Origin of the sequence: Belnapia mucosa (assembly GCF_016775475.1) — a bacterium.
Lineage (GTDB): Bacteria > Pseudomonadota > Alphaproteobacteria > Acetobacterales > Acetobacteraceae > Belnapia > Belnapia mucosa.
In genome coordinates this window covers 503,544-514,921 of record NZ_JAEUXJ010000003.1, presented here as the reverse complement: position 1 = coordinate 514,921, position 11,378 = coordinate 503,544, and the positions used below count along the sequence as shown (strand labels likewise).

Below are 11,378 nucleotides of genomic sequence, written 5' to 3'. Positions count from 1 at the left end.
GCTTACCGAAACAGAACGCGACCCCGGCCACCGGGGCCCATGAGGAAGCGCATGTCCATCGCCCGACGCCACCTGCTCGCATTGCCGGCCTTGCTGTCCGCGAGCCCTCTCCTCGCCCAGGGCGCCCCCGTCAAGGTGGGCACGCTGCTGCCACTGACAGGCGTGGCCGCTTCGGCGGGCGGTTCCGCGAAGGCGGCGATCGAGCTGGCGGTGGAACTCATCAACACGCCCCAACCTGACCTGGCCTCAATGCCGCTGATGGCCACCTCCGGCTTTCCCGGGCTCGGTGGACGACCGCTGCAGGTGGTGATTGCCGACCAGCAGGGGAGCCCTTCCGTCGCACAGAATCAGGCGCTGCGGCTGATCACCCAGGAACGCGTGGTGGCAATCACCAATGGCTACCAGTCTGGCCTGGTGCAGACAGCCAGTGCCATCGCCGAACGGCACGGCATTCCCTACGTCACCGGCGAGGCGGTCGCCACCAACCTGACCGAGCGGGGCTTCCGCTGGTTCTTCCGCACCACGCCAATCGGCCCCGACATCGCCGCCATCTATGTCGAGTTCCTGCAATCGGCACGGGTCAACGGGCGTCCGGTGACGAAGGTCGCCATCGTCAACGAGAACACCGAATACGGCACCTCCATCGCCGAAGTGATCCGGCGCACTGCCGAGGCGCGGGGGATCGGCATCGCACTGCAGATTCCCTATGCCGCGAACAGCGCGGATGTCTCGGCGCAGGTCCTGCAGCTGAAGGACGCGCAGCCGGATGTGGCAATCTTCATCAGCTATACCTCGGACGCCATCCTCTATGCCCGGACGATGCGAGCGCAAGGCTACCGGCCACCCATCCTGATCGGCGACAATTCCGGCTTCTCCGACGACAACTTCGTGCAGACAGCGGGCGACATCGCCCAGGGGATCATCAACCGCAGCGCCTTCGATCCCAGTCGGCCAGGCAGCAATTCTTTCAAGGTCAATGCGTTATACAAGGCCCGCACCGGCCGCGAAATGGACGACACTACTGCCCGCATCATGCAGGGCTTCCTGGTGACCTGCGACGCCATCAACCGCGCCGGCGCCACCGAACCCGCCGCCATTCAGAAGGCGCTGCGTGAGACCAACCTGGACGCCGGGCAGCTGATGATCGGCTATCGCGGCGTGAAGTTCGACGAGAAGGGCCAGAACAGCATGGCCTCGGTGCTGCTCGTGCAGCTGCGCGGCCGGGAATACATCTCGGTCTGGCCGGAGGCCACGGCGACGGCGCCGCTCCAGCTGCCTTACAAGGGCTGGGAATGATCCTCGCGCAGGTCGTGCTGAACGGCTTCCTGGTGGGGGCCGTCTACGCGCTGTTCTCCTCCGGCCTCACCTTGATCTGGGGCATGATGAATGTGGTGAACTTCGCCCATGGCGACTTCGTCATGATCGCGATGTACGTAGCCTTCGTCGCCTTCACCATGCTGCATCTTGGCCCTGCGATCTTCGTGCCGCTGGCGGCCATCATGCTCTTTCTGCTGGGTGTGCTGGTCTATTACGCGCTGGTCCGGCACGTGATGCGTGGGCCGATGCTAGCGCAAATCCTTGGCACCTTCGGCCTCGCACTGGTGCTGCGCTACGCGACGCTCTGGGTCTTCTCCGCCAATTTTGTCTCGCTGCCGGAGAATCTGCTGGGCGAGGTGCAGACCTTCGCCGGGCTGCGGCTAGAACCTTCGCGGGTGGCGGCCGGGCTCGCCGCGCTCGGGCTGACCATCGGGCTGCACCTGCTGCTGACGCACACCGCGCTCGGCAGCCGACTGCTGGCGGTGGCGGAGGACCGCAGCGCCGCCATGCTGGTGGGCATCCGGCCGGACCCGATGCAGGCGCTGGCCTGGGGGCTCGGCGCGGCCTGCACCGGCGTCGCCGGCGCGCTGATCGCGTTGTTCTTCTACATCACTCCGACTGTGGGTGAATCACTTGCGCTGATCGCCTTCGTGGTGGTCTGCCTGGGCGGCTTTGGCAGTGTGCCGGGGGCGCTGGTGGCGGGGCTCGCCATCGGCATCATCGAATCGCTCAGCGCCTTCTGGATCGGCCCGGCCTTCAAGGACTTGGTCGTCTTCATCCTCTTCCTGGCCGTGCTGTGGTTCCGCCCACAGGGGCTTCTGGGCAAGGCATGAGCGCCGCGACGATTCCCACGGCGCCGCGCGCCGCCGGCCGCTGGGTGCTGGGCGTGGCGGCGCTGGCCGCGCTGCTGGCTTGGCCACTGCTGGTCGAGGACGAGTTCATTCAGCGCATCGGAGCGCTGGTGATGCTCTCGGCACTTTCCGCCTCGGCCTGGAACCTGGTCGGCGGCTATGCCGGGCAGATCTCCATCGGCCATGTGCTGTTCTTTGGCTGCGGTGCCTATGCCTCACTGCTCGGCTTCACCTGGTTCGAATGGGCGCCGATCCTGGGTGCCCCCTTCGGCATCGCGACCTCGCTGCTGTTGGCGCTGATCGTCGGCTCGCCGACCTTGCGGCTGAAGGGGCATTACTTCTCCATGGCGACGATCGCGCTGGCCGAGCTGGCGCGGATCGTCGTGGTCAACACGCCGGCGCTCGGTGGCGCGGTCGGCGTCTCCGGGCCGGCCATGCCGCGTTCGGTGCTCGACCTCTCCTTCATCAGTCCACTGCCCTACTACTACATCTTCGGCAGCGTGCTGGCCGTGCTGCTGCTGTTCACCTGGTGGATGAGCCGCGGCCGGATGGGCTTCTACCTCCGCGCCATCCGCGGGCAGGAACGGGCGGCGCGCAGCCTCGGCGTGCCGGCGCAGCGCTACAAGCTCTTTGCGCTCCTGGTCTCGGCGGCCTTCACCTCGCTGACCGGCTCGCTCTACGCAGCCATGCTCGGTTTCGTCGATCCGGACAGCGGCCTCGGCATCCTTCTCTCGGTGAAGATGGTGATCGCCGCCGCGCTTGGCGGGGCGGGCACGCTGTTCGGGCCGCTGGTCGGCTCGGCCATCCTGGTCCCATTGGAGGAGATGACCAACGCGGCCTTCGGCGGCGGCGGCACCGGCATCACCTATGTGGTGTACGGCGCCATCATCGTCCTCATCAGCCGTTTCGCGCCAGGCGGGCTGGCCGAGATCTGGACTTGGCTGCGGGCCAGGGGGACACGCCGTGGCGGATGACGCACCGCTGCTCGAGGCACGCGACATCGTCGTGGCCTTCGGCAGCTTTCGTGCCGTGGACGGTGCCTCCCTCGCCATCCGCAAGGGCGAAATCATCGGGCTGATTGGGCCGAACGGTGCAGGGAAGAGCACCTTCTTCAACTGCCTGGCTGGCGAGCGGCAGCCGGCCTCCGGCAGCATTATGCTGCGCGGGCGGGACGTCACGCGCGCCTCGCCGGAGGACCATGCACTGCTCGGCCTCGCGCGCAGCTGGCAGGTGCCTGCGGTCTTCGACGACATGAGCGTGCATGAGAACGTCATGGTCGGCGCCTTCCTGCGCCACCCGCATGCTGCCGAGGCAGCCGCGGCGGCCGACCAGGTGATCGACTTCACCGGCCTGCGCCCCGTGGCCAGGGCGCGCTCTGGCAGCCTCGGCACCCCTGCGCGCAAACGCCTGGAGATTGCCCGCGCGCTGGCGACCGAGCCCGAGATTCTGCTGCTCGACGAGGCGCTGGCCGGGCTGACGCCGACCGAGGTGCGCGCCGCCATAGATCTGGTGCGGCAGATCCATGCGCGCGGCATCACCCTCGTGATCGTGGAGCATGTGATGGAGGTGATTCTCTCGCTCGCGCATCGCGCGGTGGTCTTCAACCAGGGCAAGGTGATCGCCCAGGGCGCGCCGCGCGACGTGGTGCAGGACCCGGGCGTGATCGAGGCCTATCTCGGCCGCAGCCTCAGCCGGAAGCCACCGGCATGAATGCCGGGCCGCTGCTTGCCGTGCGCCACCTGGAAGTGCGCTACGGCGACTTGGTCGGTGTGGCCGATGTGTCGCTCGAGGTCCGCCAGGGTGAGGTGGTGGCGCTGCTCGGCTCCAACGGTGCGGGAAAGACGACCGTTCTCAATGCCATCATGGGCTTGGTGCGGCCGGCCGCCGGCGAGGTGCTGTGGGCGGGCGCCCCGATCGGCGGGCTGCCCGCCTTCGCCGTGGTCGGCCGCGGCCTGGCGCTGGCGCCGGAGGGCTGGCGGCTCTTCGTCAACCAGACGGTGGAGCAGAACCTCCGCCTCGGCGCCACGCCGCTGCGCGACCGCCGGCGGGAGGCGGAGCTGCTGGAACGGGTCTTCGCCTTCCTGCCGCGACTGAAGGAGCGGCGGCGGCAATCGGCCGGCACGCTCTCGGGCGGCGAGCGGCAGATGCTGGCAGTTGGCCGCGCATTGATGAGCGCGCCGCGCCTGCTGCTACTGGATGAGCCCTCGCTCGGCCTCGCACCGGCGATCGTCGAGATGATGTACGAGAAGCTCGCCGCACTGCGTGGCGAGGGGATGACCCTGCTGATCGCCGAACAGTCGGTAGAACTGGCATTGGAGATCGCCGACCGCGGCTACGTCATCCAGACCGGCCGTTCCGTGCTGGAGGGGCCAGCGGCGGAACTTGCGCGTAGCCCGGAAGTGCAGCGCGCCTATCTCGGCATCGGCGGCGAGGAGGGGGCAGCATGAAGCGTCTGACCGTGGCGGTGGTGTCGCGCAATTACTTCAACCTGCCGCTCTGGATCGCCCGCACCGCCGGGCTGTTCGCCGCCGAAGGGCTCGATGTCACCATCGACCACATCGAGGGTATCGAGGAAGTGAATGCCCGGCTGCGCGATGGTCGGGCACAGCTCGCCTATGGCGTCACCGAACACGTGATCCTGGACGCCGAGGCGGGCGGCCGCAGCGCGATCATTGGCGGCAATGTCAACAAGCTGCCCTTCTCGCTGATCGCAAGGCCCGGGATCGAGGGGCTGGAGGGGCTGCGCGGCAAGCGGATCGGGGTGTCCTCGCTGCGCGCCGGCAGTTCCTCGCTGGTCATGAAGCTTCTGGCGGCGCGCGGCCTGAACTGGCCGACGGATTACGAACTGGTACCCTGCGGCCCCATCCTGGCCCGCTGGGATCTGCTGCGGAGCGGCGGGATCGATGCCGGCCTGCAAGGCACACCATTGAACCGCATCGCGATGGAGCAGGGCTTCGTGTCGCTGTGCGAGCCGCGCGACGAGGTGCCACATTTCCAGTTCACCAGCCTCGATACGCAGCTCGACTGGGCGAGCGCGAACCGCGACACGCTGCTACCCTTCCTGCGTGCTTTCCTCCGCGCGCATGAACGCTTTTACGTCGAGCGCGAGGAGGCGAATGCGGTCGCCGTTGCCGAGACCGGCATCGAGATGCGCCACGCCGACCTGGCTTGGGAGGAATACACGCGCGACGCTATTTTCCCGCGCGACGGCGAGGTCAGTGCCGCGGGCGTGCAGGCATTGATCGAAACCAGTGCCTTGATTCGCGACTTGCCGTCGCGCGCGCGCGCGCAAGCAGAAGACTACATCGACCGGAGCTGGTTGGCGGAGGCTCGGGCCTCGCTCTGAGCGACACCGCAAGGCAGCAGGACGGATGGGGCCCGCAGCAGCCCCGCCAGCTTGATCGCTACCAGCGCCGGGTAGGCGACCAGGTTGAGCGCGAACAGCGCAGCAGGGCCAAGCGGCACTTCATGGAGCTGGGTGGCGAGCGAGACGATGCCGGTGGCCATGACGAAAAGCAGAATGGCCGGGCGGTCGGCTCGAGCCATCTGGGCAGGCCTGTCCGGGGGCGGCTGATGTGCGAGCCGATCCCGCACCGTGTCACCTCGCGCTTGGGCGCGGCATAGGAGAGGGCAAGGGTGGGGGTTCCGTTCGACTGCTCATGGGCCGATGCTACCGCAATGGCCCGCCTTGGCGGGAGGCGGCCGATATCGTTCATGTCGGTGTGGAGCGCTTCAACCGCTGTTGCGTTCGGAAGAATATCCGGCGCGTGGTAGGTGCGTGTCGCGCAGGATCATCCTGACTTTGCAATCCTATCATCTGTCGTAGCCGGCACCGAGTGTCTCATAAGGCATGATACGGCAACGCCCGCGATGGCGAGTAGCCATGCCTTGGGCTGCAATGGGCATCTGTCGCATGTGAGTGTTGAAACTGCTGGTTCGAATCAGCCCGGCAGGGAGCATGACCGAAGCGTAGCCCACAGCGCCAACCACATTCCCAGCACATACGAATGGGGCGGATTCTGCCCGAAGCCGAGGCGCCGCCACGCGAGCCGACTTTACGGGCGAACCGCCGTCACCTCGATCTCGACGAGCCAGCCGGGATTCACCAGCCCCGCCACCTGCATGACCGAGCGGGCAGGGAGGTTGGGTTGGGTCGCAGTGCCGTAGCGCTCGGTGTAGGCAGCCATGAAGCCGTCGAAGTCCATGCGGCCGCCTTTGTCGGGATCACCGACGAGGAAGACCTGCATCCGCACGACATCCTCAAGCCCAAGGCCGATGGAGCGCAGCGCGGCCTCGATGCGGTCGAGGACGGATTTGGTCTGCACGCGGGTATCCCCGAAGGAGGCGACGGAGTTGCGCGGTGCATCCGCGTTCACCACGGCGGGGACCATCCCACTGACGAGAACCTGTGTGCGGCCGGCCGGGACCTCCACCGCCATGGCGATGGGGAAGTTCGATCCCGGAGTGCGATGGCGCGTCACGTCCTGTGCGGCCACTGGAAAGGAAGCCGCCGAGATGGCGGCGATAAGGAACAGTGCGCGGGTCATCGGCGAAGGGCCTTTACGTCTTCGGTGGTCGCGGGATCAGCGGCGTAGCGGTTGCCGAGATTAGTGCGGACATAGTTGACGACGGCAGCGACCTGGGCGTCGTCCATCTGCGTTGCGAAGCCCGGCATGCCACGGAGGCCGTTGAGGACGATGCTCGTGGGATAGGCGGCCGTCTCCAGCTTCTCGTTCCCGGCGAGCGCGGGATAGCGGCCGGCGCCGGCGGCACCCCGGCCGTCGGGCATGTGGCAACCGGCGCAGGTGGCGGCGTAGAGAGAGGCGCCATCCCGCTGGCCGAAGCGGGTGGCGGAGACGAAGCCGTGGCTGTCGGCCGCCGCACTCTCGCTCCGCTGCTGCGCGCTTGCCGGCGCCCCTGCGGCGGCCGGGCCCTGCTGCGCCTGCGGCTGTTGCGCCAAGGCGGGCAGCACAAGCAGGGCCACCGCGGCCATGCTGAGGACAAGGCGGTTCATGTGGACACCACGCGGCGATGGAGGCGAGAGACGGCGTCGAGGGCGGAGAGGACAGCGCCTTCCTGCCAGGCAGGGATGTAGGAGGCGTGCTCGCCCGCCAACAGGATACGGTTATCGAGGGCGCAGAGATTGTCGTAGTGCTCTGCGCGCGTCGCGTCCGTCCACATCCCGTTGCAGCCGAGTGCCCAGGGAACGCGGTGCCAGCCAACGGAGGCGCCGTTGTCGAACTCGTCCCGGTATTGCGGGTGGATCTGGGCGCCCCAGTCCACGGCGCGGCGGACGCGCTCCTCCGGCGACAGGGCGGTGAACTCGTAGGCATAGGGGCCGAAGGCATAGGCGCCGAGGAGAACGCCCTTGCCGCGCGAGCCGTAGCCATAGGCCGGGTACTGGATCATCCGAATGGGCAGGTCGGTATAGGAGATGCCGGCGTAGATATGCTCGTCCTGTTCCCAGAAGCGACGCTTCATCTGCAGGCCGACCTTCACCGAGGCCGCGTAGGGCACGGCCTGGATGGCAGCCGCCATGGGGCTGCTGACATTCATCTCCAGCTGACTGAGGATGGAGAGGGGGATGGTGGCGAGGCAGTAGTCCGCGCGGGCCTGTTGCACCTGGCCCGGGCGGCCCGTCTCCTCGAAGGCGACGGTCACGCCGCGCTCGTCCTGCTGGATACCCACGACCTTGCGGCTGTACTGGATCATGTCGCCGCATTCGTGCGCCATGGCCTGCGCGATCATGTCCATGCCGCCGACGGGCTGGAACATCGTCATCTGGAACTCGTAGAGCGCGCCCGAGGCGAGATAGGACCAGCCGCGGGAGGACAGGACATCCTTCAGCGACATGGGCTCGGACGGCACGGGGCGGGCATTGAGCCCGCCGCCCGGGTCCTTGTCGAAGCCGCGGCGATCGGAGGTCACGACGTTCTTCGCGTAGTTCAGGTCGCGGTCGAGGGCCCCGAAGCTGCGCAGGGACTCGATGAGGATCTCGCCGTCCTCCTTCGTGACCATCCCGTTCAGCTTGCCCTGCTGGGTGGACTTGGCGAGAAGCTCAGCAATGCCGCCGTGGTAGTCGGACATGATCTCGCGGTAGCGCTTCGGCCGGCTACCAAAGGCGCGGGTGCCGTGGACCATTGCGTTGTGGTTCACCTGGATGAACGGCTCCAGCGGCACGTTCAGCCGGTGGGCATAGTCCAGGATGCCCTGGTGGTTGTAGGGGATGCGCCATGGGCCGGGGTTGAAGTACAGGCCCTCGTCGAAGCGGATCTCCTGCGTTGCCCCGCCGAGTTCCGTGTAGCGATCGCCGCCGCGCAGGGTCCAGACACGGCCGCCGGCCTTCTCTCGGTACTCCAGCACCTGGACGCGGTAGCCGGCCTTGCGCAACTCCATCGCGGCGACCATGCCCGCGACGCCGGCGCCCAGGATAAGGACGGAAGCCCCCTTGGGGTCGCCATCAAGCCGGATGGGGCCGGTGTAGGTGGACGCGGCCGAGACGCCGAGGGCAGTCATTGCCTGGTACATCGCGGCACCGCCCGCGGCGAGGCCGATGCGCGCGAGGAGGTCACGACGGCTGGAGCCAGGGGGAGAGGTATCGCTCATGGGCTGTTTCCACCTTCTCAAGCCGGCAAGCGTGGCGCCGTTGACTGAAATTTTGCCATCCTGACCAGCCCGCGGGCATCGCACGGATCCGTGAGCGTCCCTCAGTTCTCCCCTGGCACCGGTCAACAGGGTCGGTCGGCCGCCGGCGGGTTCACTCCAGTCGAATGTCGAGGCCGCGCACGAGGTCGGTCCGGCTCGCGACGTCCTCGGCGATGAAGACCCGCATCGCCTCCGGGCCGCGCGCGTCCGTGATGACTGCCTGCGCCCGGAACAACTCCTGCACTGCGGGAGACTTCAGTCCTTCGACAACAGCGGATGCTACGCGCCCAACCGCATCCTCCGGCATCTTCGCGGGCCCAAGAAGGCCGAACCAGGTTGCGGCATTCACCGGAAGCGAGCGCTCGGCCAATGTCGGTACATCCGGCAGCAAGGGCAGGCGCTGCGGCCCGCCCACTGCCAGGATCTTCACCTTCCCGTCGCGCGCCAGGGCCTCCGCTGGGCCAGCATTGAGGAAGGCGGCGTCGACCTGTCCCGAAACCAGCGCCGTGCTGGCCGGCGCGCCGCCCGTGAAGGGAATGTGCAGCATCTGCAGCTTCGCCTGACGGCTGAGCGCTTCCATTGCGAGGTGCGAGGTGCTCCCGATACCCCAGGTGGCGTAGGTGAACCCTCCGGGCTGCCCATGCACCTTGGCCACGAACTCCTCCACGTTGTTCACCCCGAACTCGGGGCGCACGAGCAGCACGCAGGGGGCGTGTACGATGAGGCTGATGGGCCGGAAATCGGCAACGGCATCGTAGGGCAGGCGCGGGTAGATCAGCGGATTAATGGCATGCGTCTCTGCGTTCGCGAGGATCAGCGTGTGCCCGTCCGGCGACGCGCGAGCGACGGCCTGCGTGCCCACTGCGCCGTTCGCGCCGGCCCGGTTCTCGATCACCACGGGCTGGCCGAGTGCGGGCGCCATGGCCGGGGCCAGCGCGCGGATGACGATGTCAGCCGGTCCCCCTGGGTTCCACGGCACGACGATACGAATGGGCTGGGTCGGATAGGCCGCGAGGGCTGGCGTGGCCAGGGTGGCGGAAGCCGCGATGCCGAGCATGCCGCGCCGTGTCGATAGGATGGTCATGGCCTTGTCCCTCTCTCGAAGCCCTGCGTGTCCGGAAGGCGTTCCCGATCGTGTCGGGTGACGCCGTCTCAGTCCAGATCCGTGCTGCCGGTACGCCGCGCGAGCAGGGGATCCACGGCGGCAACGGATTTCAGCATCGGGGTAACCCGCAGCGTTGAGCGGAGGGGCGCGATGACCGGTATGGGCATATAGCGAGATGATGGGCGCCTCGCCGGCCAGGGCCTCCTCCAACCGGCAGCCCTTGCCGAATGTTACGCCCCAGGCTAAGCCGCCTGCGGCCTGTAAACCGTAGTCCACTCTGTCGATCGCGCTGTTCTGGACAAGCTTTGCGCTGGCAGCGGAGGCAGGACCACAGGCTTCGACTGGAACGTGGTTTGTCAGCGCTTACGGTCCTTTGGGTCGGTGTCGCCCTTCGGGTCCTGTTCCACCCGTGCGGCCGCGGCTTCCGTCGCGGCGCGCTCATCGCCGCCATAGCCCGCCTTGGGAGCCGCGTCGCCCGCTTCCCCCGCCGCATCCGCGTCGCTCGACATGGGAGCTCCCCGGCCTTTCTCCTCCGCGGTCCAGCCGGGCTCCCCGGTTCCCTTTCCCTTGTCGTTTGGCATTTTCAACTCCGTGCGCTGAAGACCGAAAGGCTGAACGCAAGGAGCAGTTCCGGTGTGTCCTCACCACATTACAGTCGTGGTAGACCCCTGCCGCGATTTCGGTGCTCTGCCTCAAACGAAACGCAAGGCGAGGCACGGCCTACCGCATCCCAGACATCAAGTCCGCGGGTTGGGTGCGACGCACTCCATGAGTCGTCGAGGCGTCGGGGCAGCGTCCGTCAACGTGGTGGAATTCGCTGACGGGCTGCGGATGGCCACGGCTCAGGCGGGCCTGGTTGGCAATTGTAATGTTTCTTGGGCGGGTGCGGGGCTGAGCCTATCGGTCATGGTCTCCTTCGTTCGGTCCGGGCCGAGGAAGGACATGGAGCGATTATGTCATCGCCGCTCCCGTCCATCGGCACGCCGAGCTTCGGCCACCGAGGGCGGAACTGGTCGGCGAGATGGCACCAAGCTGCCGGGCGCTGGCCTGGTCGGGCTGCAGGAACGCCTGGCGCAGTGCAGCCGAGGCCATGGACTGCAGGGCCTGGCCCATAGGCGCCAACGCATTCCTCATCCGATGGGCTCTGCCCCGTTGCGACGCCGCGCCGAGCACGCGGGCGATTGCCGCCTTCAGCCCTCCATGGGCAGCGGAGACGAGGGGATCGGACGCACAGCGTCTATGCCCGCTCGTTCCAGCCCGCTAGCGCCGCGCGATCAGGGCGCCGATGCCCACCACGACCAGCACCACCCAGAGCGAGAGCATCGCCTGCACCACGCCGAAATTGGGTGCGTCGCGCGCCACGAGCAGCCCGGCCAGCAGGCCGGACAGCGCCAGCACCAGGCGGATCACGAGGCCCATCGGAGCTCTCCTTCGTCGTACCGCGCCATCATCCCCGCCCG

The 11,378-nt window shown here is 67.6% G+C and carries 13 protein-coding genes and 1 pseudogene; 6 read left to right on the top strand and 8 right to left on the bottom strand.

Annotation, left to right across the window (positions count from 1 at the left end; translation table 11 throughout):
- Nucleotides 1–51: 51 nt before the first annotated feature.
- From JMJ55_RS10630 to JMJ55_RS10605, 6 genes are read left to right on the top strand one after another with little or no spacing between them, the layout of a single operon-like run.
- Nucleotides 52–1,296 carry an ABC transporter substrate-binding protein gene (locus JMJ55_RS10630; RefSeq protein WP_202825504.1) on the top strand — a complete coding sequence of 415 codons (1,245 nt, stop codon included), beginning with the start codon at nucleotides 52–54 and terminating at the stop codon, nucleotides 1,294–1,296.
- Nucleotides 1,293–2,150 (top strand): branched-chain amino acid ABC transporter permease, encoded by an 858-nt coding sequence (locus tag JMJ55_RS10625; RefSeq protein WP_202825503.1) that lies wholly within the window; start codon nucleotides 1,293–1,295, stop codon nucleotides 2,148–2,150. Before JMJ55_RS10630 ends, JMJ55_RS10625 begins: the two co-directional genes overlap by 4 nt.
- Nucleotides 2,147–3,142 (top strand): branched-chain amino acid ABC transporter permease, encoded by a 996-nt coding sequence (locus JMJ55_RS10620; RefSeq protein ID WP_202825502.1) that lies wholly within the window; start codon nucleotides 2,147–2,149, stop codon nucleotides 3,140–3,142. Before JMJ55_RS10625 ends, JMJ55_RS10620 begins: the two co-directional genes overlap by 4 nt.
- Nucleotides 3,132–3,878 carry an ABC transporter ATP-binding protein gene (locus JMJ55_RS10615; protein ID WP_328702605.1) on the top strand — a complete coding sequence of 249 codons (747 nt, stop codon included), beginning with the start codon at nucleotides 3,132–3,134 and terminating at the stop codon, nucleotides 3,876–3,878. Before JMJ55_RS10620 ends, JMJ55_RS10615 begins: the two co-directional genes overlap by 11 nt.
- Nucleotides 3,875–4,615 (top strand): ABC transporter ATP-binding protein, encoded by a 741-nt coding sequence (locus JMJ55_RS10610; protein WP_202825500.1) that lies wholly within the window; start codon nucleotides 3,875–3,877, stop codon nucleotides 4,613–4,615. The genes JMJ55_RS10615 and JMJ55_RS10610 overlap by 4 nt, the downstream gene beginning before the upstream one ends.
- Nucleotides 4,612–5,514 (top strand): ABC transporter substrate-binding protein, encoded by a 903-nt coding sequence (locus JMJ55_RS10605; protein ID WP_202825499.1) that lies wholly within the window; start codon nucleotides 4,612–4,614, stop codon nucleotides 5,512–5,514. The genes JMJ55_RS10610 and JMJ55_RS10605 overlap by 4 nt, the downstream gene beginning before the upstream one ends.
- On the opposite strand, the gene JMJ55_RS10600 is transcribed toward JMJ55_RS10605, so the two are convergent.
- From JMJ55_RS10600 to JMJ55_RS10565, 8 genes and pseudogenes are all read right to left on the bottom strand, one after another.
- Nucleotides 5,469–5,714, bottom strand: a complete 246-nt coding sequence (locus JMJ55_RS10600) for a hypothetical protein (RefSeq protein WP_202825498.1) — start codon at nucleotides 5,712–5,714, stop codon at nucleotides 5,469–5,471. The two genes, JMJ55_RS10605 and JMJ55_RS10600, sit on opposite strands and share 46 nt — an antisense overlap.
- A 509-nt stretch (nucleotides 5,715–6,223) precedes the next feature.
- Nucleotides 6,224–6,715, bottom strand: coding sequence for a RidA family protein (locus tag JMJ55_RS10595; RefSeq protein WP_202825497.1), 492 nt, complete (start codon nucleotides 6,713–6,715; stop codon nucleotides 6,224–6,226).
- Nucleotides 6,712–7,182 carry a c-type cytochrome gene (locus tag JMJ55_RS10590; RefSeq protein WP_236033556.1) on the bottom strand — a complete coding sequence of 157 codons (471 nt, stop codon included), beginning with the start codon at nucleotides 7,180–7,182 and terminating at the stop codon, nucleotides 6,712–6,714. The genes JMJ55_RS10595 and JMJ55_RS10590 overlap by 4 nt, the downstream gene beginning before the upstream one ends.
- Nucleotides 7,179–8,774, bottom strand: coding sequence for an NAD(P)/FAD-dependent oxidoreductase (locus tag JMJ55_RS10585; RefSeq protein WP_202825496.1), 1,596 nt, complete (start codon nucleotides 8,772–8,774; stop codon nucleotides 7,179–7,181). Before JMJ55_RS10585 ends, JMJ55_RS10590 begins: the two co-directional genes overlap by 4 nt.
- A 151-nt stretch (nucleotides 8,775–8,925) precedes the next feature.
- Complete coding sequence (locus JMJ55_RS10580) at nucleotides 8,926–9,897, bottom strand: Bug family tripartite tricarboxylate transporter substrate binding protein (protein WP_202825495.1); 972 nt, start codon at nucleotides 9,895–9,897, stop codon at nucleotides 8,926–8,928.
- A 377-nt stretch (nucleotides 9,898–10,274) separates the two neighbouring features.
- Nucleotides 10,275–10,427 carry a hypothetical protein gene (locus JMJ55_RS10575; protein ID WP_202825494.1) on the bottom strand — a complete coding sequence of 51 codons (153 nt, stop codon included), beginning with the start codon at nucleotides 10,425–10,427 and terminating at the stop codon, nucleotides 10,275–10,277.
- 437 nt (nucleotides 10,428–10,864) lie between these two features.
- Nucleotides 10,865–11,136 (bottom strand): annotated as a pseudogene (locus JMJ55_RS10570) (transposase); the annotation flags it as partial.
- Nucleotides 11,137–11,178: 42 nt separating this feature from the next.
- Nucleotides 11,179–11,337 carry a hypothetical protein gene (locus tag JMJ55_RS10565; protein WP_202825493.1) on the bottom strand — a complete coding sequence of 53 codons (159 nt, stop codon included), beginning with the start codon at nucleotides 11,335–11,337 and terminating at the stop codon, nucleotides 11,179–11,181.
- Nucleotides 11,338–11,378: the final 41 nt, after the last annotated feature.

Bases quoted from the DNA above. Each gene is read 5' to 3' on its own strand.
- JMJ55_RS10620 (WP_202825502.1), top strand. From the start codon at position 2,147: ATGAGCGCCGCGACGATTCCCACGGCGCCGCGCGCCGCCGGCCGCTGG.
- JMJ55_RS10600 (WP_202825498.1), bottom strand. From the start codon at position 5,714: ATGGCTCGAGCCGACCGCCCGGCCATTCTGCTTTTCGTCATGGCCACC.
- JMJ55_RS10605 (WP_202825499.1), top strand. From the start codon at position 4,612: ATGAAGCGTCTGACCGTGGCGGTGGTGTCGCGCAATTACTTCAACCTG.
- JMJ55_RS10565 (WP_202825493.1), bottom strand. From the start codon at position 11,337: ATGGGCCTCGTGATCCGCCTGGTGCTGGCGCTGTCCGGCCTGCTGGCC.
- JMJ55_RS10575 (WP_202825494.1), bottom strand. From the start codon at position 10,427: ATGTCGAGCGACGCGGATGCGGCGGGGGAAGCGGGCGACGCGGCTCCC.
- JMJ55_RS10580 (WP_202825495.1), bottom strand. From the start codon at position 9,897: ATGACCATCCTATCGACACGGCGCGGCATGCTCGGCATCGCGGCTTCC.
- JMJ55_RS10585 (WP_202825496.1), bottom strand. From the start codon at position 8,774: ATGAGCGATACCTCTCCCCCTGGCTCCAGCCGTCGTGACCTCCTCGCG.
- JMJ55_RS10625 (WP_202825503.1), top strand. From the start codon at position 1,293: ATGATCCTCGCGCAGGTCGTGCTGAACGGCTTCCTGGTGGGGGCCGTC.
- JMJ55_RS10590 (WP_236033556.1), bottom strand. From the start codon at position 7,182: ATGAACCGCCTTGTCCTCAGCATGGCCGCGGTGGCCCTGCTTGTGCTG.
- JMJ55_RS10595 (WP_202825497.1), bottom strand. From the start codon at position 6,715: ATGACCCGCGCACTGTTCCTTATCGCCGCCATCTCGGCGGCTTCCTTT.
- JMJ55_RS10630 (WP_202825504.1), top strand. From the start codon at position 52: ATGTCCATCGCCCGACGCCACCTGCTCGCATTGCCGGCCTTGCTGTCC.
- JMJ55_RS10610 (WP_202825500.1), top strand. From the start codon at position 3,875: ATGAATGCCGGGCCGCTGCTTGCCGTGCGCCACCTGGAAGTGCGCTAC.